At 62.1% G+C, this 22,283-nt stretch carries 22 protein-coding genes; 9 read left to right on the top strand and 13 right to left on the bottom strand.

All coding sequences use genetic code 11. The annotated features are described in order from the left end of the window. The first annotated feature begins 2 nt into the window (after window positions 1-2). Both nrdB and yfaE read left to right on the top strand, forming a co-directional pair. The gene (gene nrdB, locus ACZ9IL_RS06250; RefSeq protein ID WP_476002731.1) at window positions 3-1,136 is read left to right on the top strand and encodes a class Ia ribonucleoside-diphosphate reductase subunit beta; all 1,134 of its coding nucleotides are present in this window, start codon (window positions 3-5) and stop codon (window positions 1,134-1,136) included. A 60-nt stretch (window positions 1,137-1,196) separates the two neighbouring features. Then, window positions 1,197-1,514, top strand: coding sequence for a class I ribonucleotide reductase maintenance protein YfaE (gene yfaE / locus ACZ9IL_RS06245; protein WP_476002730.1), 318 nt, complete (start codon window positions 1,197-1,199; stop codon window positions 1,512-1,514). Between the two features lie 123 nt (window positions 1,515-1,637). Here yfaE and mltA read toward each other — a convergent pair whose 3' ends face one another. After that, a complete protein-coding gene (gene mltA, locus ACZ9IL_RS06240) occupies window positions 1,638-2,789 on the bottom strand; it encodes a murein transglycosylase A (protein ID WP_476002729.1) in 1,152 nt (383 codons plus the stop codon). A gap of 317 nt (window positions 2,790-3,106) precedes the next feature. Continuing rightward, a complete protein-coding gene (locus ACZ9IL_RS06235) occupies window positions 3,107-3,664 on the bottom strand; it encodes a hypothetical protein (protein WP_476002728.1) in 558 nt (185 codons plus the stop codon). Window positions 3,665-3,878: 214 nt separating this feature from the next. On the opposite strand from ACZ9IL_RS06235, the gene ACZ9IL_RS06230 reads away from it, so the two are divergent. Beyond that, window positions 3,879-4,154: a DUF1289 domain-containing protein gene (locus tag ACZ9IL_RS06230; protein WP_476002727.1), complete on the top strand. Its 276-nt coding sequence runs from the start codon at window positions 3,879-3,881 to the stop codon at window positions 4,152-4,154. A 20-nt stretch (window positions 4,155-4,174) separates the two neighbouring features. Here ACZ9IL_RS06230 and ACZ9IL_RS06225 read toward each other — a convergent pair whose 3' ends face one another. From ACZ9IL_RS06225 to ACZ9IL_RS06200, 6 genes are all read right to left on the bottom strand, one after another. Next, window positions 4,175-5,329, bottom strand: a complete 1,155-nt coding sequence (locus ACZ9IL_RS06225) for an AGE family epimerase/isomerase (protein WP_476002726.1) — start codon at window positions 5,327-5,329, stop codon at window positions 4,175-4,177. 72 nt (window positions 5,330-5,401) lie between these two features. Further along, window positions 5,402-6,250: a PTS system mannose/fructose/sorbose family transporter subunit IID gene (locus ACZ9IL_RS06220; protein ID WP_476002725.1), complete on the bottom strand. Its 849-nt coding sequence runs from the start codon at window positions 6,248-6,250 to the stop codon at window positions 5,402-5,404. Next, window positions 6,250-7,053, bottom strand: coding sequence for a PTS mannose/fructose/sorbose/N-acetylgalactosamine transporter subunit IIC (locus ACZ9IL_RS06215; RefSeq protein WP_476002724.1), 804 nt, complete (start codon window positions 7,051-7,053; stop codon window positions 6,250-6,252). The genes ACZ9IL_RS06220 and ACZ9IL_RS06215 overlap by 1 nt, the downstream gene beginning before the upstream one ends. A gap of 12 nt (window positions 7,054-7,065) precedes the next feature. Continuing rightward, entirely contained in the window at window positions 7,066-7,560 is a 495-nt protein-coding gene (locus ACZ9IL_RS06210) for a PTS sugar transporter subunit IIB (RefSeq protein WP_476002723.1), read from the bottom strand. 9 nt (window positions 7,561-7,569) lie between these two features. Then, entirely contained in the window at window positions 7,570-8,001 is a 432-nt protein-coding gene (locus ACZ9IL_RS06205; protein WP_476002722.1) for a PTS sugar transporter subunit IIA, read from the bottom strand. A gap of 5 nt (window positions 8,002-8,006) precedes the next feature. After that, the gene (locus tag ACZ9IL_RS06200; RefSeq protein ID WP_476002721.1) at window positions 8,007-9,785 is read right to left on the bottom strand and encodes a class I mannose-6-phosphate isomerase; all 1,779 of its coding nucleotides are present in this window, start codon (window positions 9,783-9,785) and stop codon (window positions 8,007-8,009) included. Window positions 9,786-9,997: 212 nt separating this feature from the next. On the opposite strand from ACZ9IL_RS06200, the gene ACZ9IL_RS06195 reads away from it, so the two are divergent. Beyond that, window positions 9,998-11,005, top strand: coding sequence for a LacI family DNA-binding transcriptional regulator (locus ACZ9IL_RS06195; protein ID WP_476002720.1), 1,008 nt, complete (start codon window positions 9,998-10,000; stop codon window positions 11,003-11,005). Between the two features lie 32 nt (window positions 11,006-11,037). Here the strand turns inward: ACZ9IL_RS06195 and ACZ9IL_RS06190 are convergent, their stop codons facing one another. The 4 genes from ACZ9IL_RS06190 to fruB all read right to left on the bottom strand — a co-directional run bounded on the left by ACZ9IL_RS06190 (window position 11,038) and on the right by fruB (window position 15,583). Then, window positions 11,038-11,601 (bottom strand): glucose-6-phosphate isomerase family protein, encoded by a 564-nt coding sequence (locus tag ACZ9IL_RS06190; RefSeq protein ID WP_476002719.1) that lies wholly within the window; start codon window positions 11,599-11,601, stop codon window positions 11,038-11,040. A gap of 165 nt (window positions 11,602-11,766) precedes the next feature. Further along, the gene (fruA, locus tag ACZ9IL_RS06185) at window positions 11,767-13,491 is read right to left on the bottom strand and encodes a PTS fructose transporter subunit IIBC (protein WP_476002718.1); all 1,725 of its coding nucleotides are present in this window, start codon (window positions 13,489-13,491) and stop codon (window positions 11,767-11,769) included. Further along, window positions 13,488-14,483 carry a 1-phosphofructokinase gene (gene pfkB, locus ACZ9IL_RS06180; protein ID WP_476002717.1) on the bottom strand — a complete coding sequence of 332 codons (996 nt, stop codon included), beginning with the start codon at window positions 14,481-14,483 and terminating at the stop codon, window positions 13,488-13,490. The genes fruA and pfkB overlap by 4 nt, the downstream gene beginning before the upstream one ends. Next, window positions 14,483-15,583, bottom strand: coding sequence for a fused PTS fructose transporter subunit IIA/HPr protein (fruB, locus tag ACZ9IL_RS06175; RefSeq protein WP_476002716.1), 1,101 nt, complete (start codon window positions 15,581-15,583; stop codon window positions 14,483-14,485). The genes pfkB and fruB overlap by 1 nt, the downstream gene beginning before the upstream one ends. A gap of 313 nt (window positions 15,584-15,896) precedes the next feature. Here fruB and cra point away from each other — a divergent pair, with 313 nt between their 5' ends. The 5 genes from cra (at window position 15,897) to ACZ9IL_RS06150 (ending at window position 20,573) form a co-directional block, all read left to right on the top strand. Further along, the gene (gene cra, locus ACZ9IL_RS06170) at window positions 15,897-16,925 is read left to right on the top strand and encodes a catabolite repressor/activator (protein ID WP_476002715.1); all 1,029 of its coding nucleotides are present in this window, start codon (window positions 15,897-15,899) and stop codon (window positions 16,923-16,925) included. Between the two features lie 350 nt (window positions 16,926-17,275). Continuing rightward, window positions 17,276-18,469, top strand: a complete 1,194-nt coding sequence (locus ACZ9IL_RS06165) for an aromatic amino acid transport family protein (protein ID WP_476002714.1) — start codon at window positions 17,276-17,278, stop codon at window positions 18,467-18,469. 228 nt (window positions 18,470-18,697) lie between these two features. After that, complete coding sequence (locus ACZ9IL_RS06160; RefSeq protein ID WP_476002713.1) at window positions 18,698-19,102, top strand: MbcA/ParS/Xre antitoxin family protein; 405 nt, start codon at window positions 18,698-18,700, stop codon at window positions 19,100-19,102. Further along, complete coding sequence (locus ACZ9IL_RS06155; protein WP_476002712.1) at window positions 19,102-19,791, top strand: RES family NAD+ phosphorylase; 690 nt, start codon at window positions 19,102-19,104, stop codon at window positions 19,789-19,791. Before ACZ9IL_RS06160 ends, ACZ9IL_RS06155 begins: the two co-directional genes overlap by 1 nt. Before the next feature lie 347 nt (window positions 19,792-20,138). Further along, on the top strand, window positions 20,139-20,573 hold the full coding sequence (locus ACZ9IL_RS06150; protein WP_476002711.1) for a DoxX family protein: 435 nt from the start codon (window positions 20,139-20,141) through the stop codon (window positions 20,571-20,573). 233 nt (window positions 20,574-20,806) lie between these two features. On the opposite strand, the gene ACZ9IL_RS06145 is transcribed toward ACZ9IL_RS06150, so the two are convergent. Then, window positions 20,807-22,201 carry a DEAD/DEAH box helicase gene (locus tag ACZ9IL_RS06145; protein ID WP_476002710.1) on the bottom strand — a complete coding sequence of 465 codons (1,395 nt, stop codon included), beginning with the start codon at window positions 22,199-22,201 and terminating at the stop codon, window positions 20,807-20,809. Window positions 22,202-22,283: the final 82 nt, after the last annotated feature.

The following is a 22,283-nucleotide window of genomic DNA, read 5'->3' as shown; positions in this document are numbered from 1 at the left end:
CCATGGCCTACTCAACTTTCTGCCAGACCCAAAATGACCAGCTCAAGGAGCCGATGTTCTTCGGCCAGTCGGTCAACGTGGCCCGTTACGATCAACAAAAACACGACATCTTCGAGCGGTTGATCGAGAAGCAGCTCTCCTTCTTCTGGCGCCCGGAAGAGGTAGATGTGTCCCACGACCGCATCGACTATCAGGCCCTGCCGCCCCACGAGCAGCACATCTTCATCTCCAACCTGAAGTACCAGACCCTGCTGGATTCCATCCAGGGTCGCAGCCCGAACGTCGCGCTGCTGCCGCTGGTCTCCATCCCGGAGCTGGAGACCTGGATTGAGACCTGGGCCTTCTCCGAGACCATCCACTCTCGCTCCTATACCCACATCATCCGCAACATCGTCAACAACCCGGGCCAGGTGTTCGACGACATCATCACCAACGAGCAGATCTTGAAGCGTGCCGGCTCCATCAGCCACTACTACGACGATCTGATCGAGGCGACCGCCCTCTACCATCTGCACGGTGAAGGCACCCACAGGGTGGGTGAGCGCGAGCTGACCATCACCTTGCGGGGGCTGAAGAAGAAGCTCTACCTGTGCCTGATGAGCGTCAATGCGCTGGAGGCGATCCGCTTCTATGTGAGCTTCGCCTGTTCGTTTGCCTTCGCCGAGCGCGAGCTGATGGAAGGCAACGCCAAGATCATCAAGATGATCGCCCGCGACGAGGCACTGCATCTCACCGGCACCCAGCACATGCTGAACCTGATGCGCAATGGCCTGGACGACCCCGAGATGGCCGAGATCGCCGCCGAGTGCGAGCAAGCCTGCTTCGAGATCTTCAAGGAGGCTGCCATTCAGGAGAAGGAGTGGGCCGAGTACCTGTTCCAGGACGGCTCCATGATCGGCCTGAACAAGGACATCCTCTGCCAGTACGTGGAGTACATCACCAACCTGCGCATGAACGCGGTCGGCCTGGCACCTGCCTTCGCCGGCGCCAAGCAAAACCCCATTCCCTGGATCAACACCTGGCTGTCCTCCGACAACGTGCAGGTCGCCCCTCAGGAAGTGGAAGTGAGCTCCTATCTGGTCGGCCAGATCGACAGCGAAGTGCATGCAGACGATCTCGGTGACTTCGAGCTGTGATCCCGCGCTACGGGATGCAGGTTGTCGGCACCACCACTGTCGACACACTGAGATTGCGCCATGAGTGACGCCGTCAGCATCCCATCCCCTGCCCCGCAGCAGGGATCGGAGCAAGAGCCGCAGGCCTTGATTGTCCATACCCGCGACGGCGCCCTGCTCGCCCATTCCGGCGAGAGCCTGCTGGAAACCTTGGAGCGCCACGGCCATCGGCTGGAGTTCCAGTGCCGCAGCGGCTATTGCGGTGCCTGCCGCACCCCGCTGCTGGTCGGCAAGGTGCACTACCCTCATGTGCCGCTGGCCTTCGTCTCCCCAGGCGAATGCCTGCCCTGCTGCTGCCAGCCGGTGGGCGCCATCCGCCTGGATCTGAAGAAAGACTAAGTTCAGCCCCAGCACGAGGCTCATCGCACTTGCGTGATGACCGCCCACAAAAAAGCCGCCGGAGCGATCCGGCGGCTTTTTTATTGCTCACTGCATGCTGCCCGGTTCGGCCAGCTCATGGCATCAGATCCAGGGGGCGGCCGTCGGCCCCTGATGCAGGCCCAGCTTCCAGACCCGGCCAAAGTGCTTGTAGTGACCGGCGGCTATCCCGGCCTTCTCCCCCATGCCGTGGTAGAGATCCAGGTGCCCCTTCTTGACTGCCCCGCCCACGTCCAGCGCGATCAACAGCCGCAGCTGGTGCTTGCCGGTCCAGTTACCGGCCTTGTCGAGCAAGGGCACTTCCGCGAGGATGGGGGTGCCCATCGGCAGCAGGCTCTTGTCGGCCGCCACCGCCGCCATGGGCAGCAGCGGTATGCCGGCCGCGCCTATCACGTCATTGGTGGGCCTGCGCTCGAAGAACACATAGGAGGGGTTCTGCTCCACCAGCTCCATGACGTTCTCTTCCGGCTGGCGGTTGGCCCAGTCCTTGATGGCCTGCATCGACATCTGCGCCTTGGGCACCTCGCCTCTGTCGATCAGCACCCGGCCGATGCTCACATAGCCGTGACCATTCTTGCCGCTGTAACCCAGGTATTGCAGCCTGTCATCATCGCCGTAGTGGACAAAACCCGAGCCCTGCACATCCATCAGGAAGTTGTCGATGAGAGACTTGCTGTAGCCCAGCTCCAGCCCGCGGTTGGCCAGCGCCCCCTGGTGGATCTGGGCCCGACTCGGGCAACGACCCGCACAGTTGGGCATGGCGTAGATAGGGTACTTGTACTTGGCATCCGGCCGGTTGCGCACCTCCAGCACCGGCGAGTAGTAACCGGTGAACAGCACGTTGCCCATGCGATCGGCACCGCCGAGCTGGGCCAGGCTGATGCCGTACTGGGTGATCTGGGCCGGATTACCGCCCCCCGCCACCCAACGGGAGAGCTGGCGATAGAGATCGCCGTAGCGGCGAGTCATCTTGCCGGAGCGCTCCAGCACCAGCCGGCTCTGGGGGCCAAACTTGCTGAAATCTGATCCTTGGCGGCTGTTGACACGCTCTACCCGCACCAGATCGTCTGGCAGGGCACCGTCCAGATACTGCTTGCCCAGATTGACTGGCACCTCGCAGTTCAGAAAGCATCCGGATCCTGTCTTCTTCGGGGGCACCTTGACGGGTTCAGGGTTGCCCGCACAACCGGCCAGCCCGACCACGGCGGCGGCCAGCCAGTACGCGTGTTTTTTCATATGTCCTCATCTAACCGTAAAACGCTAACATCATGAAAATGATGATAAATCTAATCAGAGACAATAACAGACAACCAGTTGGCGCCGTTTGTTCACCCACACCGGCGGGACGGCCATTCCCGCAGCGCCTCGGCAGGCGGCGCTATCATACAAAAACAAAGGCCCTCTTGGCCCCATAAATTGCATCATCCGGCGGATCTGCGGGTGATTTCATCATCCAGTGACGCGCGCATGGGGGCGGCGGGTCACTGGCGAAGCAGGTTGAGGGTATCGCAGATGACTAGATGCCGGACGCGTGCACGTCCGGCCATGAGGGGTCAGTTGGCGTACGGGAGGGAGGAGTGGTGCAGGACGATGCGCACCTTGCCATCGTCTCCCTTGCGAAATCCCCAGGTCTTGTCGACATCGACCTCCTTGTTGTCGCGATCGACCAGGTGCACAGTGCCCATGGTTAGCCCCATGTTTCCGTTGATGTAGACGGCCGCGTTGTCGTAGCGATAGCTCTTCCAGTTCTTGAGGGCAAAACCGGTATCGGCCGGATAGGCCGGGTCATGGCCGACGAAGTAGGCGAGCGCCCCCGCCTTGGTCAGGCGAAAGGTCTGCTCCCCGCTCGCCAGGGTGGGCTTGAACAGCACGGGTCCGTCGGCGTAGCCATAGGCGCTGTCGAGCACCTGAGTGGCGGTGGCCTTCGCCTTCTCGATCCCCCCCGCTCGATAGTCATCGCTGATCTGGATGAGGGCCTTGCCCCAGCCATCCTGCGCCGCCTTGATCTCGGCCTCGGTGATGTTGTGATTGACGATCTCGGTGGCACCGAGCACGCCGCTGGCCGCGAGCAGCATCAGGACGAGGCCGGCGCTTTTGCTAAACCGTTTCATAGGATCATGACTCCAGAGGATGATGGGACTGCATCTGGAAGCTTAGATGACCGCCATCAGGAATCGAGAACCGCCGCAGGGCGGGCCGTCCGGAACCTCTGCTCCCCACAGCGGCCAGCATGCTGATCAAGCCGGTCGCCCCCATCCCTCCACGGCTTTTTCCAAAAGCGGGCAACTGGGTTATAACAGGGTGACAGGATGTGAGGGGTTGTGGATGGAACAGCTCGAGATCTTCCCGCTGCAGAGCCCCTGTATCGGGGTATGCGAAGTGAACAACAAGGGTTACTGCAAGGGCTGCCTGCGCAGTCGGGAGGAGCGTTTCAACTGGCAGACCATGAGTCCGATCCAGCAGCAGGAGGTGATGCGCCTGTGTCGCGGCCGTAAGGCCAGGGTGGAAGCGGCCCGGCGCAAGGCCAGAGAGGGCGAGCCGCGCGAGCCGCAGACACTCACCCAATCGCTGCCACAGGAACCATCGGGCTGGGATTTCTAGCCTCTCGTCATAGGCCCGCTCTACTCAATCCCGGCGATCCTCGCCAGTTCGCTGAATGCCACAAACAGATGATAAAGCGTGCTGGCGGGGGCATGGGGAGCCAGGGCACGTCCCTCGTCGTCTACCTGATCCAGCCACTGCCCCGGGATCGCTGGCGTAATGTAGTAACGAAATATTCGGTCAACCGCTTCCTCGATCTGACGCGCCATGCCGGCATCCCCTTGCCGCTCGTAAACCGCCAGCAATGCCTTGAGGTGCTCGGTCTGACACCACAGGCGGCTGGTCGCACGAAATACACTCCCCTGATCCGTCACCTCATCCATCACCAATCCGGTAGGACCATGACCATGGCGAGTGGCAAAACGGGTCAGGATCTCGCACACCTCGTCGATCTCGGCGCCAGTAGGCTCATCCTCCCATCCCTTGCCAAGTGAGCGGTAGTGGGCCAACAGCCAGCACCACTCGTAGTGATGGCCAGGGTCGATCAAGCGGGAATCGGCGTGGTGCGGCAGCAGTTTCTCATCGAAAAACTCCCGGAGTAAGCCCGGCTCCAAGAAGCGCTGACGAAACAACCGGTATAGCGAGCCCGCCCGCCGTTGCCAGCGGGGATCGTCGATACACTCGGCGGCCACCAGCAGCGCCTCAAACAGATGCATATGAGGATTTTGACTGCGCGGTGCGCTGGGCGGCCAGGTGGAATGAAACCCGCCGTGGTGCGGATCAGCAAACAGCTTCTCGATGGCCAGATAACGCCGCTCTGCCTGTTGCTGCCAGCGGGCTTCCCCCGTGAGACGAAAGAGCCAGCATTCTGCCAGCAAGGCAAAAGCATACTCGTAGCAGCAGACAGATCCGTCTGCGATCGCACCATCTCGGCTCAGGGAGAACACCCCCTGCCCTCTCCCATCGTCAAAACGCCTCATGCCTACTTGCCCACACCGCTCGGCCAATTTCCCCCCGTCATACCAGCCCAGTAGCGCGGCATGGCTAAACACATAGATCTGGCGGCTCTGCACCCGAAACCGGGTCGGTTGCCACAGGGGCGCTCCCGCCTCGTCCAGCCCTTCGGCAAACAGCCCACGCTCCACGTCAAATCCCTTCGCGGCCCAGTGAGGCAGCGCCTCCGCCACCAACCAGCGCTGGCACCGCTGCGCGGCCCTCGTTACCTCGATATGCATAGCTTCCCCTTCGATTGACATGAAAAGGGAGAGCCTAGCTCTCCCTTTTGGCTCAGATGACGTCTGGCCCGATCAAAACAGACCGATGGCGACTCCGATGAAGGCCAGCACCAGCAGGCCGAGCATCGCCTTGACCGGCGAGACATTGCGCTTGGCCATCAGATACCAGGTGCCCAGCACTACCAGCAGCGGCATCAGTTTGGGGAAGATGCCATCCAGCATGCTTTGCACCTGGATGTTGACCCCGTCCGAGGTGACGAAGTCGAGCCCAGTGGAGAGGTTGACGTAACTGGCCGCCACCCCGCCCATCACGAAGACCCCGAGCAGGGAAAGCGCCTCGCGCAGCTTGACCGATTCGGAGCTCACCAGTGACTCCACCGAGCCGGTCCCCAGCTTGTAGCCCTTCATGAACAGCATGTAGGAGCCGGTGATGACGATGGCATTGAAGCTGATGATGTAAAACAGGGGACCCAACATGCTGCCACCGGCCGCCAGGGCCATGCCGATACTGAGCAAGATAGGCACCAGCATGCCGGGGATCATGGAGTCACCGATCCCGGCGATGGGCCCCATCAAACCCACCTTGAGGGTGTTGATGGTCTCGCCGTCGATCTTCTCCCCGTTGGCTCGTTTCTCTTCGAGCCCGACCGCCAGCCCGTTGATGATGGCGCCAAGCTGGGGCTCGGTATTGTAGAAAGAGGCGTGGCGCTTCATCGCCTCCATCCGCTCGACCTTGCCGGGATAGAGCTTTTTCAGCGCGGGCATCATCCCCAGGCAAAAGCCGAAGGATTCGAGACGCTCGAAGCTCATGGAGGAGAGGTTGTACATCATCCAGGCACGCCAGCAGGCGCGCAGATCCTGTGAAGTGAGGGCGACCGGGGCACTTGCCGCCGGAGACCCTGATTGCAGCTCTGTGTTCATCAGAATTCATCCTCGTCATCGGATTGCACCGCACCGCGAGCGGCCGCCGCGGGCCTGGGTTCCGGTTTGTAGCTGTAGTGAATGAGTGCCAGCAAGGCGCCGATCATCACCAGTCCCACCATGTTGAGCTTGAGGAAGACGATGCCGACAAAGCCCACCAGGAAGTAGATCAGCATGCTGCTCTGTTTGATGATCTGCTTGAGCAGGATGGCGATACCGACCGCAGGCAGGATGCCACCCACCACCGTCATGGTGCGGAGCACCAGCTCTGGCAGGCTGTTCATGAAGCCTTCGATGTACTGATTGCCAAAATAGACGGCGATGAAGGTGGGCACGAAGCGCAACACAAAATTGCTGGCTTGGGGGAAGATGGCGCTGTTGAGGTAGACCCCCTGCTCATCCCCTTGCTCCAGCGCCACATCGGCCTTGTGGTTCCAGTAGGAGTTGAACACCATCATGAAGTTGAACAGTATGGTGCCGGCGATACCGATGGTGGCGGCGATGGCTACCGCCACCGAGGGCTCCTTGCCCGACATGATGCCAAGGGCGATGGCCGGAAAGGCCACGAAGTTAAGATCCGCCGGCATGGAGCCGCCGGGGGTCACCATGGCGATGTAGACCGCCTGCACCGCCACGCCGATGAGGATCCCGGTCTGGATATCCCCCAGGATGGCACCGACCAGCATACCCGAGACCAACGGGCGGGTGATGGTGTACCAGCCACCGGTCAGTCCCAGCAGCCAGGGACTGCTGAGGGCACCGAGATAACAGAGTATCCCGATCAGTGTTGCTTCCAGAAACATGATGCCTCCCCCTTATTTCAGCTTTTTCTGGGCATCTGCCCAACTGTAGTGACTGGCGTCGGGCACCAGTCGGAAATCGATGGCATGACCCAGGCTCGCCAGATAATCAAAGGCGGCGATCTCCTGCGCCGTGACCGACTGGTTAGGCCCTATGGTGATGGTGTTCTCTCTGGCACTCATGGGACCGACATTGATCTTGCCGTTGTGGTTGTCGAGGGAGATCCCGGCGGCGCAGAGGCGTTGCAGGGTGATCGGCGACTTGCCGATCACGAAGTAGCGCTTGTCGCTCGCGATCACCTTGGGCAGCTTGGTGACGGCGGTGGCCACATCGAACAGCCACACCTTGGTGTCCGGCACGGCGCCGATCATTACCTGAGAGAGCAGCGGATCGGCCGCCACCTCGTCATCGATCGCCACTATGCCGTCGCAGGGCAGCTCCTTGGCCCAGCGCGTTACCAACTGACCGTGGATCACCCTGTCATCAATCCGTACAAATGAAATCGCCATCTCGCTCTCCTAAAAATTGTCGTCTTGTCGGCTCGCCACCGCAGGTATGGCGATGACCATGGATTCCAGCGCCTGCGCCACCAGTTGCCTGGCGGCCTCATGCACATCCGTCGCCGTCAACCAGTCGGCGCTCATCAACAACATGGGGAAGTTGACCCCGGTCACCACGGCGACCGACTGCGGCCAAGCCGGATCGAATGCGAAGCGGCACGCCACGTTGTAGGGGGTGCCGCACTCCATGTCACAGAGCACAAGCACACCGTCAGCCTCTGCACCATGCTGGCGCAGGGTCTGTTCAAACTCGGCACGAAAGGCCTTTATACCCCCTTCCTCGGTGAGGGAAACGGTTGCCACGGCGGGCAACTCGCCGTAGACCATGCCGGCGCTGGCCAGCAAGGCCGGCGCCAATGGACCATGGGTTGCGATAAGGATCTTCAGCATCTCTGTTACCCCCTCACATAGGCCTTGATAGTGGCGATGGTCTGCCCCTCGCTCTCACCGCTAGGACGGATGCGATAAGCCCCCACCGACGCCGGAATGATGAAGGTCTCGGCGTAGTGCACCACGAAGGGCTCGAAGGCGTGATCCGGGCTCTCCACCGTGGCCTCGCGTCCCTCCACCAGGTTCAGTACCTGAACGGTGCCCCGGGTGTGGTGCTCCACCGGCACGCTGAACCAGTGGCGACGGGTCTCGATGAACTCGCGCTCGTGCAGACCGGTGCGCTCCTCGCGCCAGCCGTCCCCCTCCCCCAGCGGCTCGATGCGGTTGACCAGGTTCTGCTCCACCCAATCGGTGTCGCGCTCCCACTGGATCACCTGGCGACCGTGCTCGAGGTGGATGGGACGCGGGACGCCGTCCAGCCCGACCCGGCCCCAGTCCCACAGCTTGAAGGTGAAGATGTAGGGGGTGGCGCTGATCTCCAGCACCATGGCACCGGAGCCCGAGCAGTGCACCGTACCGGCCGGGATCAGGAAGTGATCGTGCTTCCTGGCCGGGAAACAGTTGACGAAGCGCTCGTCATCGAAGCGTTTCTCCCCCCGCTCGGCGGTGGCGAGATCCCCCAGCATCTCGTCCGGATCTATGCCCGCCTTGGTGCCCAGGTAGACGCAGGCCTCGGGGTCGGCATCCAGCAGGTAATAGCTCTCGTCCTGGGTGTAGTGCATGCCGAACTCTTGCTGGATGTACTCGGTCAGGGGATGCACCTGCAGGCTGAGCGGCTGGCCACCCATGGTGTCGAGGAAGTCGAACCGGATGGGGAACTCGGCCCCGAAACGGGCGTGTACCCGCTCGCCGAGCAGGGCCCTCGGCTCGCTGAGCACCAGGTTCTGGGAGGGGATCTCCACCCGGACGTCGCCAAAGCGCAGGTAGAGGCTATTTTCCTCGGGCACGCAGTCGAAGCACCAGGCGTAATTGGCCTGCGCGGGATCCAGTTCGCAGACTTCCTTCATCCACTGGCCGCCCCAGACGCCGGGATCGAAAAAGGGAACCAATCGCAGCGGCTGATGCGCCGCCTGGTGCAGGGCGCCGCGCAGGGCGTCGCCGGTCACCATGGCCGGATGGGTCTGGTCGTTGGTGTCGAGCAGGAAGTCGATGGACGGCAGCTGGGCCAGCTTGTGGCGATCGAACACCCGCCACTCGATGAAGAAGGCGCGCTTGTAACGGCGCAGAATGTCCTCGTCCTCGTTGGCAGCCCCCCAGTTGCCGATCTCCTTGCGACGCAGCCGCTGCTGGATCTCCCAGCGGGCGAGATCGGCGTAGATCCGCACATCCCCCTCGGCCACCAGGGAGGCGCCCCCCCCCATCACCACCACCAGCCCCTGCGAGATGGACTCTACCCCTGCCTGCAGGCGAGCGAGCTCGGCCGGCTCAAAAAACTCCACCATCTTGTGGGGAGCCATCACCCCGAACACCCTATCCTCGGTGATGAAGCGTTCCAGCATGGCAAAGATCCTGGGCTCGGGCAGCCTAGCCTGCTCCACATCGATCAGGGTCAGTGGTCCCAGCCGGGCCAGCAGAGACTCACGAAGTGCTCTCTGATCGACCCCATGGTAGCAGTCGATCACCAGCACGATCTTGTTGCCGCCTTGTTGGGCCAACTGTTCAGCCAATCTAGCTTGTAACCGATGGGCAATGGCATCCCACCCTTCGCTGGCGGCATCCTCATAGCCGGCGACCGCTATCTCCGGGTACTTGTCGTAGTTGGAAACATAACTCGAATGAATCATTGCTCTGCTCTCTCGCTGATATCTGCAAGAAAGATAAATCGATTAACCTACTAACCCCAACCTGGTAAACACGATTAACCTCAAATAATCGCGCACTTGTTCAACTAAATGGGAAGGATATGTGATCAACGGCTCACTTTTACTACTATCAGATCAAACGGAAAGATTAATCGATATATCTTTACTGCCAATACCATGACAGGACAGACATCATGAGCAATGTGACCGTTGCCGATATCGCCCGCCATCTTGGGGTGTCCACCGCCACCGTTTCCATGACCCTGCGCAACAAGGGGCGGATCTCCGAACATACCCGTCAACGGGTGCTCAGGGCGATCGACGAGCTGGGCTATGTCTACAACCAGACCGCCGCCAACCTGCGCAACAAGAGCAGCAATCAGGTCGGTCTGCTGCTGCACGACATCACCAACCCCTTCTACGCCGAGATGACGGCGGGTCTGAGCCGAGAGATGGAGCATCACGATCTGATGCTGTTTCTCGCCAACAGTGAGGAGTCGGCCGAGCGCCAGCAGCAGTTCATGGACTCCCTGCAGCGCAACAGCGCGGCCGGCATGGTGCTCTGCGCCGCCCAGCCCACGCCCCACAGCTTCTTTGAGAGCCTGCAACGTCGACGCATGCCCACCATATTGGTGGTGCGGCCGGTACCGGATGTGGCCATCGATTTCGTCGGCACCGACAACTTCCTCGGCTGCCAGCTGGCGACCGAGCACCTGATCCGCCTCGGCCATCGCCATATCGCCTTCATCGGCGGCTCTCCCGCCTCCATCAGCCGCTCCCAACGCCTCGGCGGTTATATGAGCAAGCTGCTGGAGCACGGCATCGCCCCCAAGCCCGAGTGGATCATCGGCTGTGGCGCCAGCCGGGTCGAAGGCACCCAGGCCATGGGGGCGCTGCTGGCACAGCACCCCGAAGTCACGGCCGCCGTCTGCTATCAGGATGTGGTGGCGCTGGGCGCCATGCTGGCCCTGCGCCGGCAGAATCGGGTGATAGGCGAGGAGTTCGCTCTGGTGGGCTTCGACGATCTGCCGGAAACGGCGCTGGTAGAGCCTGCCATGACCACGGTGTCGGTGGCCGCGCGGGAGATTGGACGCAAGGCAGGGGAGTTGCTGCTCGAGCGGATCGCCGGCAACGATGAACCCGCCAAGAGCATCATACTGCCTCCCACTCTGGTGATACGCCACTCCTGTGGTAGTCTCTAAGGGGCCGATCAACGGCCCCCTTATTCCAAGCTCTACCCCATCGACGTAGTCATCACACGAGGTTCCCCCTCATCCCCCGCCAGGATCCTCACACTAAAGCCCTTCTCCGCCATCAGACAATAATCATGGCCGGCGATGGCCGGCCAGACCGCCAGCGCGGAGAGGACCGCCTCCCCGGTATTGATGAGACGATGGGCAACATGGCCGGGAATGTGGTGCACGCTGCCGGGAAAAACCTTCTCCAGCCGACATTGCCTCGCCTCGTCTTGCAGCAACAGGAGCCCCTCACCACGCAAGCCGAAATAGTATTCGGCTTGTTCGGCGCGGGCATGAGTATGACCCCGAGTCATGAAAAACTCCTGCCCGACCCTGCCAGCCTCAAGGTGGGTCACACCCATGTTGAGATCTCCTTCCTCCCCGCTACTGGGCAGCATGGCTACCCGATAGAGCACAGTCTGAGGGGCAATATTGGCCTGCGCCTCCGGATCGGCAAACAAGCCATTCAAATCGGCCAGGGTGGTACTCTTTTCAACCAGAGTGGCGCCAGACAAGGCGCCGTCTGTAAAATTCACCGCGGGTGGGATCATCATTTTCATCATTCATTCCTCTGCGAGTATCGGTCGGGTGGCGCATAACGCCTGACAAGTACACGCTAAAAGGTTAATCCATTAACCACAAGGCAAACCGGCATAATGTCATGCTACGAAACCAACAAAAAGGCGGCCTGCAGGCCGCCTTTCACATTCTTTAACCGCTGACATTCACGCCGTCGCGAGCTTGGCTTGCTCCTCGCCACGCTTGAGCATGGCGTAGGCGACACCGGTCACCAGCGAGCCTGCCGCGATGGCCAGGATGTACATGAACACATGGCTGATGGCGTTCGGGATAAACAGCACGAACAGACCGCCGTGGGGTGCCACCAATTCGCAACCAAACAGCATGGAGAGTGCACCGGTCAGGGCGCCGCCCACCATGCAGGCCGGGATGACGCGCATCGGATCCTTGGCGGCAAACGGGATGGCGCCTTCGGAGATGAAGCACAGACCCAGCACGAAGGAGGCCTTGCCCGCTTCCTGCTCCGCCTTGATGAACTTCTTGCTGGCCAGGAAGGTGGCTATCCCCATCCCCAGCGCCGGCACCATGCCGGCGGCCATCACGGCAGCCATGGGGGCATAGGTCTTGGAGGCGAGCAGGCCGACCCCGAAGGCGTAGGCCGCCTTGTTGACCGGGCCACCCATGTCGAAGCACATCATGGCACCGATGATGACACCCAGCAGCACGGCGTTGGCGGAGCCCATGTTGTTGAGGAACTCGGTCATGGCATTCATGATGCCGGCGACCGGACCACCCACCACGTAGATCATGACCAGACCGGTGAACAGGCTGGCCACCAGCGGAATGATGAGGATGGGTTTGAGCGCTTCCAGGGTCACCGGCAGGCGCACCTTGTCACTGAGGTACTTGGCGCTGTAACCGGCCAGGAAGCCGGCGACGATGCCACCGAGGAAGCCGGCGCCGAGGGAACTGGCCAGCATACCGCCGATCATGCCGGGAGCCAGGCCAGGGCGATCGGCGATGGAGTAGGCGATGTAGCCCGCCAGTACCGGGATCATCAGGGCGAAGGCCGAACCACCGCCGATCTTCATCAGCGCGGCCGCGAGGGTCCCCTCTTCCTTGAACGCCTCGATGCCGAAGATGAAGGAGAGCGCGATGATGAGGCCACCGGCCACCACCATGGGCAGCATGAAGGAGACACCGGTCAGCAGGTGCTTGTAGGGGCCCGCCTTCTCCTCTTTCTTGGCCGCGGCGGCGCCGCTGTGGCGATACACCTTGGCCTCGGTCCAGGCCTTGTCCAACTCGGCGCGCGTCTTCTTGAGGGCCGCCCCGGTGCTGGTGTGATAGACGGGTTTACCGTCGAAGCGGGCCATGTCCACCTCGATGTCGGTGGCGAGGAACACCAGATCGGCGGCGGCTATCTCATCCGCTGTCAGGGCATTCTGGGCACCGACCGAGCCTTGAGTCTCGACGCGGATAGGATGACCCAGCTGCTTGGCCATGGTCTCCAGCGCTTCCGCCGACATGAAGGTGTGAGCCACCCCGGTCGGACAGGCGGTGACAGCGACGATGCGCTTGGCAGAAGCCGACTTGGCGGCGACGGCCGCTGCGGCCTGATGGCGATAGACCTTGGCCTCAGCCTCGGCGGCGCTCAGCACGGCGGCGGGATCCTGCAAGGCGAGATCCATGCTCCCTTGATAAACGCGCTTGCCGTCGTAGGCGGCGAGATCCACCGGTGCACTTGCCACTACCAGCACCAGATCGGCGGCGGCGATTGCCTCCTTCGAGGGAGCCTGGCGCGGTTGCACGCTGGAGTCGACGTCAAGCGTCAGCTCCCAACCCGCCTGCTTGGCCTGTTGTTCTATCCGTTTAGCAACGAGAAAGCTGGTGGCAATGCCCGCCGGGCAGGCCGTAACCAGAATTGCTTTCATTGGGCATCTCCTGAGTGTTCCATTGAAGGGGGATTGGTATCGCGTCGAGCGGGGGCAAGAGAGTCCAGAGATTGCAGCTGCACCTGTTCGAGCAGAGGGGTCAAGACATTCACATCACTAAAACCGACAGCGACCTGGCTCACCGCCAGTGCCGAGACGGCGGTGGCGAGGCGCAGGGTCTGCTCAGGCACCCAGCCAAGACTGAGCCCGTGGGCCAGCCCCGCCACCAGAGAGTCGCCGGCACCGACGGTGCTGACCACTTGCATGCGCGGTGGAATGGCCTGCCAGGTCGCCTCCGGACCAAACCAGACGAGGCCCTCGCTGCCGTTGGAGACCACCACGTGTTCGATACCCTCGGCTTGCAGCGCGCGGGCGCAGTCGGCTTGCTCTTTTAGCGTTTTGATGGGGTGCCCGGCCCACTGGCTGAGCTCCTCGAGATTGGGTTTGACCAGGGTCGGGGCGGCGGTGAGACCCGCCTTGAGCGCCTCGCCGCTGCAATCGAAGATCACCTTCTTGCCTTTGGCCTTGAGCAGGGTGATGAGGCGGGCGCAGTAGGCAGGCTCCACCCCCTTGGGCAGGCTGCCCGCCAGCACGAACCAGTCGGCCTGCGATGCCAACACCTCGATCGCCGCCTCCAGCCGATCCACGTTCCCGGCCTGAATGCGGAGCCCCGGCAGATTGAGATCCGTGACCCGGCCCGACTGCTCGGCGATCTTGACGTTGATGCGGGTGCTGCCCGCGACCCGCACGAAGCGATCCACGAGCCCGCGCTCGGCAAACAGCGTCTCGAAGCTGGCCGCATTCTCGACGCCGAGCCAGCCGCTCAGCCCGACCTCATGACCCAGGTCTTTCAACACCATTGCAACGTTGATGCCCTTGCCCGCGGCGCGCAGATTGGCTTCCGTCACCAGGTTCACCTCGCCGAGGCGCATGGCCTCGAGACGGGTGGTGAGATCCAGCGCGGGATTGAGGGTGATGGTGACGATGTCCATCAATGCGCCCCCTCGCCCAGACCGGCGGCAATGGCGGCACCTATGCCCTGCAGGGCGGCCTCGGCATCCGGCCCCTCGGCGCGAAACGCCAGGCGGTGACCACATTTGACGCCAAGGCCGATGACCTTCATCAGGCTCTTGGCGGAGACGGCCTCACCGCTGCCATCGAGGTTGGCGACCCGGATGTCAGAGGCGAACTCCTTGGCGACCTTGACCAGCATGGCGCCCGGACGGGCGTGCAGACCATGGGGATTGATGATGGTGAAGGTATCGCTGAGACCCGTGGCGGGACCCGCCTGCAACATCGCCAGCCCCTCGCTGCCCGTCAGCGACGCCAGCTGACCGGCGGCGGCAAGCCTCGCCAGATTCTCCAGCTGCGGCAGGTGGCTGCTATCTGCGGCGCACAGCAGCAGCAGGGCTTCTATCGGCAACTCCCCGGCACTCAGCGCCGTGCTCGGGGTGGCCAGTACCCAACCGGTCTGGGCCGCTTGCGCGCGCGCCAGCCATATCCCCTCCCCCAGATAGGCGGGATCGCTCGCCAGCAGGGCGCTCACCATGGTGGCATCCCCCCAACCGGCGGACTTGGCGCGGGCGGCAGCCCCCAGCAGCAGCTGGTCGCGATCGTCTGCCGGGAAGTCCGCCAAGGTCAGGTATTGCACCTCTTTCGCCTCGGTGGCGCCGGTCAGGATGTTGATGATGGTGTCGGCGTCGGTGGCTGTCCTGAGCGTCTGCGCCGCCTGCTCATCACCCAGCACATGGGTGAGCTGGCGCAAGATGCCCAGATGCTCGTCGGACTTGGCGGCGATGCCGATGGCCACGTAGGCTATCTGCCCCTGATCCCACTCGATGCCCTGCGGGAACTGGGCCACCATGACGCCGGTACTTTTCACCAGATGACGGGTGTCCGTGGTGCCGTGGGGAATGGCGATGCCGCTGCCAAGGTAGGTGGCGTGCTGCGCTTCCCGCGCCAGCATGCCGTCCACATAGCCGGCTTCCACCAGACCGGCCTCGGTCAATTTGCCCGCCAACAGGGCGATGGCATCCGCCTTGGTCCCTACCGATTGTCCCAGCAGGATCTGCTGTCGCGCCAACTTCAACATAGAGCTTCTCCATCAGGTGCCGGCTTCCCTTGGGACGTGCCAGCTCAATAAATAGATTTCGGATATTTCGGGTGATTTGCCTGCTGACAATAGACCGGGATCTATTCTTCTGGTGATCCAGAACCCGTTTTCATGTCCGGTCATCGATTGTCTGCTGACAAGCTGAATCGTTTCACTTACACTCAGACTGAATCGTTTCAGCCCATTGTTCAAGTACCCACGAAGAGTGCTTTTCAATGATATGATCCCGCGCACACTTTTCGGTGCCCCTACCTCGGGTAGTCGCGGACCTTGTAACTCAAACAGAGCCAAGATGATGAAACTGGATGAAATTGCCGCCCTGGCCGGGGTCTCTCGCACCACCGCCAGCTATGTGATCAACGGCAAGGCCGATCAATACCGCATCAGTCAGGCCACCCGTGACAAGGTGATGGCGGTGGTCCATGCCCACAACTATCAACCGGACAGCCGGGCCGCCTCCCTGCGCGGCGGTCAGACCAGGACCCTGGGCTTCATCCTGCCGGATCTGGAAAACGCCAGTTATGCCAAGCTCGCCAAGCGCCTGGAGCAGGGGGCAAGGGCCCAGGGCTATCAGTTGCTGATCGTCTGCTCGGAAGACGAGCCGGATACCGAGAAGGAGCTGGCCAGGATGCTGGTCAGCCGCCACGTGGATGCGCTGCTGATAGCAAGCTGCCTGCCGCCAGCCGATCCCTTCTATCTGGAGCAGCAGGCTCGCGGGGTACAGATCCTGGCCATCGATCGGGCCATGGCCGCCGCTCATTTCGTTACGGTGGCGAGCGAGAACCAGAAGGCGAGCTTCGATCTCACCGCCTCCCTGCTCGGCCCGACCATCAGTCACGTGGCGTTGATCACCGCACTGCCGACGCTCACGATCAGCCAGGAGCGCAAGGCCGGCTTCGAGCAGGCGCTGAGCAGCCGCGCCGGCTCCCACCCCCTGTCGTCACCGCTGCTGCCACACATCTGCGAGGGAGAACACTTCTCCCGCGCCGAAGGCTATCGCCTGATCAAGACCCTGCACCAGCGGCTCGGCCAGTTGCCCGAGGCGCTGGTCGCCACCTCCTACATCTTGATGGAGGGGGTGCTCGATTATTTGCTGGAAATAGAGCTGGAGCAGGAGAGCGACATGAGCCAGCTCGCCATGGCCACTTTCGGTGACGACAGGCTGCTCGACTTCCTGCCCTTTGGCATTAACTCCCTGCCCCAGCAACACGATGCCCTCGCGAGCCAGGCGCTGGCGCTCGCCCTCAAGGCCATCAACGGTGACTATCAAAGCGGCCTGCACTATGTGAGCCGTACCCTCAAACGCCGCCGCCAGCCGTGATCCCCGGGGTCGGACCACCCCGACCGTCACCCGAGCACCCCAACGGCGGCGTCGCGGCAAGCCAATCCCCTTGCGCTGACGATGGTTCCGCCATGTCAGCGCATTTTTCCACCAACAAGGTGCCGTGATGTCATGTTTTGTTTCCACTCATGGCCATTCATCAGTACAAGATCTGCCTGTGATCGCTTGTTTACGCTATTTTAATCCGTTAACGTGGCAACCCTCTTTTACAATCGACAGGTCTTGTGTACAGATGCAGCCATTCCGATATCGCTAGCCTCCGATCTCGACCCCGGAGGCGCCTCCCGCACCTGCCCCTGGCACTCTTTTTCTGAATTCGGATGGACATCATGAACACCAAGACTCTGGGTTGTACCCTGCTCATCGCCGGCACCACCATAGGCGCCGGCATGCTGGCACTGCCGCTCGCCTCCTCCTCCCTCGGCGGCCCCGCTACCCTGCTGCTGATGATCGGGCTCTGGGCGCTGATGGCTTTCACCGCCATGTTGCAGGTGGAGGCCAGCCTCAACACCGGCAAGTGGTACCTGCACCAGCTGGCGGATCACCTGCTCGGCCCCTGGGGCAAGCGCATCGCCTCCTTCTGCATCCTGATGCTGTTCTACTCCCTTGCATCTGCCTACATCAGTGGCGGCAGCAGCCTGCTGGCCCAAGCCCTGGCCGATGCCGGCATGACCGTCAGCCAGGAGCAGGCGGCCTGGGCCTTCACCCTGCTGTTCGGCGGCATGGTCTGCGTCGGCACCAAACAGGTGGATTACCTCAACCGGCTGATGTTCACCGTGAAATTGGTGATAATGGTGGGGGTGCTGGCGCTGCTGCTGCCCCGCGCCGAGGGGCAACACCTGCTCTCCATGCCGCTCGGCCAGGGTCTGCTGCTGGCAGGCCTGCCGGTCATCTTCACCTCGTTCGGCTTCCACGGCTCCATCCCGAGCGTGATGCTCTACCTGGGGGATTGCCCCAAGCGGCTGCGCCGGGTGTTCGTGTGGGGCTCCGCCCTGCCCCTTATCCTCTACGTGCTGTGGCAGGTGGCCATCCTGGGGTTGCTCGGCCAGCAGAGCCTGATCCAGACCGGCGGCGCGCTGGACAGCTTGCTCGCCAACGTCGGCAACCTGGTCAGCTGGCCCGCCTTCAATCAGGCGATGCACCTGTTTGCGGACTTGGCGCTCGCCACCTCCTTCCTCGGGGTGACCCTGGGCCTGTTCGATTTCATGGCCAAGGTGACCCGCCGCAAGGACAACGCCGGCGGCCGTATCCAGACAGGCATGATCACCTTCGTACCGCCGCTGCTGTTTGCGCTCTACTTCCCCCAAGGCTTCATCATGGCGCTCGGTTATGCCGCCATCGCGCTGGCGGTGCTGGCGGTGCTGCTGCCTGTGACCCTGGTATGGCAGAGCCGCAAGCGTGCCGAGGTGCACCACTACCGCGCCCCGGGCGGCGTGCTGGCGCTGGGTCTTGCCGGCGCCATGGGCGTGCTGATCGTCGGCGTGCAGGTCAGCGTCAGCCTCGGCTTCCTGCCCGCGCTCTAAGCGCTATTCAGTCTCTCAGCCGCTAGTCAGAGGCCCCGCCAACCGAGTTGGCGGGGCCTCTTCTCATTCAAGCGCTTCGACTGGCCGTCTAGGGCCGATCATCTTCCCTCTTTCATGCTACGCACGACCTTTAATGAACACAAAGTCATTAATGTGTACATATATGGACAACTCGACCATACTGGGAAGACGAACCATAGGGTTCACGCCACAAGCCCAGGAGGAATCATGGTCGCCACCGCACAAGCATCCCGGCAAGATAACGCCATCGACCCCAGCAAGGCGCTGCCGGTGGTGTTCCGCATTCTGGACAAGTGGCAGTGCAGCACGGATGAACAGCTGACCCTGCTCGGCATCTCCTCACGTTCGACACTGAACAAGTACAAGGAGTCGAGCGGCGGGATCCGTCTAAGCGTCGACCTGCAGGAGCGGATGAGCTACATCCTCAACATCCACAAGAGCCTGCGGGTGCTGTTCAGTGCCGATGACAGCATTTATGGCTGGGTGCGCAAGCCCAACAGCCACCTCTTCTTCGCCGGACGCAGCGCCATGGAGATCCTGCAGGGGGGACGTGTCGCCGATCTCTATGAGGTGGCCAATCGCCTGCACGCCTGGCGCGGGGGCATGGCCTGATGCAAGAGCCGCCATCGATTGCCCTCGAGAGGGAGCAGGCCTACCGGATCATTCCGAGCCGCTATCCTCCGATCTGCCTCTATGAAGACGTGGCCAACGCGGACGAGCTGGAGGCGGTCTGGGCCCTGGAGGCGCTGACCAACGACAGGCTGCGGGAGGAGGCCGGCGATCTGGCGAGGGTGCCGAAAGAGGACTGGCTGGTGGGGCTGGCCGGCGGCAGCTATGTGATGGCCGCCTTCACTCACTTAAGCCCCGAGGGAGCCCGCTTCACCACGGGAGACTTTGGCGGCTACTACTGCGCCCCCCTGCTCGATACCGCGGTGAAAGAGACCGTCTATCACCAGGAACGCGTCTTCGGCTACACCAACGAACCGGCCCAGAAGGTGCAGATGCGGGTGCTCCACACCGAGTTCAGCGCCAAGCTGACCGACATCACCGGGGAGCATTTTCTCAGCACCCCGCTCTATCACGCCACCGATTATGGTCAGTCCCAGCACTTCGCAAGGGAGCAGAAGACTGCAAACGTGGACGGCATTCGCTACCGCTCGGTACGCCACAGCGACCACGACTGCCAGGTGCTCTACCGCCCCCGCCTCATCACCAGGATCCACCAGAGCCAGCATCTGGAATACCACTGGAACGGCAGCGCCATCGCCAATGTGCTGCAGATCAGGCTCTATGGTGAGTGACCCTCCCCTGATCCTGACATGACAAAATCCCCGCCAGCCTGCGGGGATTTTTTCGAGAATATCTGCCATGCCATCAGCCACGCCCTGAGGAGTGAGGCGCATTTCATCATGATGTGAAACCGAGCCCCGTCGTTTTGCCCGAACGCGACGCGTCACCCCCACTTATTTGCCTTGAATAGTTATCAATTAGATCCGTTTCATTGATTTCTCTCAATTTTATGGTACCTCTTGCAGGGTAAGGTGTGAGGACTGGTGGTCAGAGGAGCCCCTCCATGCCGAGGTGACCGAGACACCAACGAACCCAGTGGAAGCTGGTATAAACATGATCGTAAAGGGAATACTTTCACATGGTTGAGACATTGCTGAACAACATCAATCGCCTGCTGCACCACGAAGACATGGGCAAGCTGTTGCTACGATTGGCCGTCGGGGGGCTGATGCTGTTTCACGGCCTGCACAAGCTGATCGATGGGGTGGACGGCATCAGCGCCATGCTGATGGCCAAGGGCCTGCCCGGCTTCATCGCCTATGGGGTGCTTGTCGGCGAGGTCGTGGCGCCGCTGTTGATCATCCTGGGCGTCTTGACCCGACCGGCGGCACTGGTGCTGGCGTTCACCATGGTGGTGGCCTGGTTGATGGTGGGCACGGCCAAGACCTGGCAGCTGGACGCCGTCGGGGCCTGGGCCATCGAGAGCCTGGCCTACTTCTTTATCGGGGCCTTGGCGGTGGCGCTGCTCGGGGCCGGACGTTTCGCCCTTGCCGGCAACTCAAGCTGGCGGTAGTCGTATTGAGCGGGATATATCTCTGCCCAAACCGAAAAAAATACGCCCTTTGAACTGCCATTCATACCGTATATAGACATATAACGACCTTGTCGCTTGCCATACCAGTGCACCATAAGGGGGTGGCTATTCCCCTCCCCGATATGCCCGATATGAAAAAGCCCTGCCAGATTGGCAGGGCTTTTTTGCATCAATTGCATCGGCGTGCAGGGGTTACCTCGCCCGCTTAAGGCTTATTGATTGTGGCTGGCGCGGCGGGGACGACGGGCCTGGGCCGGTTTGCCGGCGCCATCGGCCGGGCGCTGACCGCCCTGGGGCTTGCCACCGTTACCGCTGCGGGAGGCGCCATTGCCGCCCCCGTTGTTGCCGGAGCGACCGGCGCCTTGACGCTGGCCTTGCGGGCGCGGCGGAGTACGGCGCTGCTCGCTCGGGTCGCGCGGCTCTTTGCGCAGCGGCGCACCGATGCCACGGGCGATGTTGTCCAGCACCTCGCGGGAGGCTTCGAAACCGGCCACCTGCTCGCAGGGGATGTTCTGCTTGGTCAGACGCTCGATGGCCTTGATCAGCTTGCCTTCATCGGCGGCGACCAGGGAGATCGCGTGACCGGTGGCGCCGGCACGACCGGTACGGCCGATGCGGTGCACATAGTCTTCCGCCACGTTCGGCAGCTCGAAGTTGACCACTTGCGGCAACTTGTCGATATCCAGACCACGGGCGGCGATGTCGGTTGCGACCAGCACCTTGACGTTACCATCCTTGAAACCGGCAAGCGCGCGGGTACGGGCACCCTGGCTCTTGTTGCCGTGGATGGCGGCGGCACTGACGCCGCTCTTGTCGAGGGTCTCGGCAACGCGGTTGGCCATGTGCTTGGTGCGGGTGAACACCAATACCTGCTGCCAGTCGTTGCTGGTGACCAGGTGGCTCAGCAGGGCGATCTTGTTGGCCTTGTCGCAGGGGTGAACCAGCTGCTCGATGCGCTCGGCGGTGCTGTTGCGCGGGGCCACTTCGATCACCGCCGGGTTGTTGAGCAGGCCGGTGGCCAGCTCGCGGATCTCTTCGGCGAAGGTGGCGGAGAACAGCAGGTTCTGGCGGTTCTTCGGCATCAGGGCCAGGATCTTGCGAATGTCGCGGATGAAGCCCATGTCGAGCATGCGATCCGCTTCGTCCAGCACCAGGATTTCCACTTCATCAAAACGCACGGCGTTCTGGTTGTAGAGATCCATCAGGCGGCCCGGACAGGCGACCAGCACGTCCAGACCACGGCGAGTGGCCATCATCTGCGGGTTGATGCTGACACCGCCGAAGACCACGTGGCTGCGCATCGGCAGGTGTTTGCCGTAGTTGCGCACGCTCTCGCCCACCTGGGCGGCCAGCTCACGGGTCGGAGTCAGTACCAGGGCGCGAATGCGGTTCGGAGAAACTTTACGATTGCTCTCCATCAGACGTTGCAGCATCGGCAGGGTAAAGCCTGCGGTCTTGCCGGTCCCGGTTTGGGCCGCCGCCATCAGGTCGCGGCCGGCCAGAACGGCGGGGATCGCTTGCAGCTGAATGGGGGACGGGGTGTCGTAGCCTTGCTCGGCAACGGCACGCAACAAGGGTTCGGCCAGACCGAGGGAAGAAAAACTCATAGTTACCTGCTAGGGATAGTGGCGCCGGGGATTTGTGGTGGGGCTCCTCTGCTGAGCCGATGCCATCTCACAGGATCCGGGC

This window comes from Aeromonas sp. TECH754 (assembly GCF_056279295.1).
Note: the sequence above shows the minus strand (reverse complement) of the source record. Positions and strands in the feature narration are given on the sequence as shown.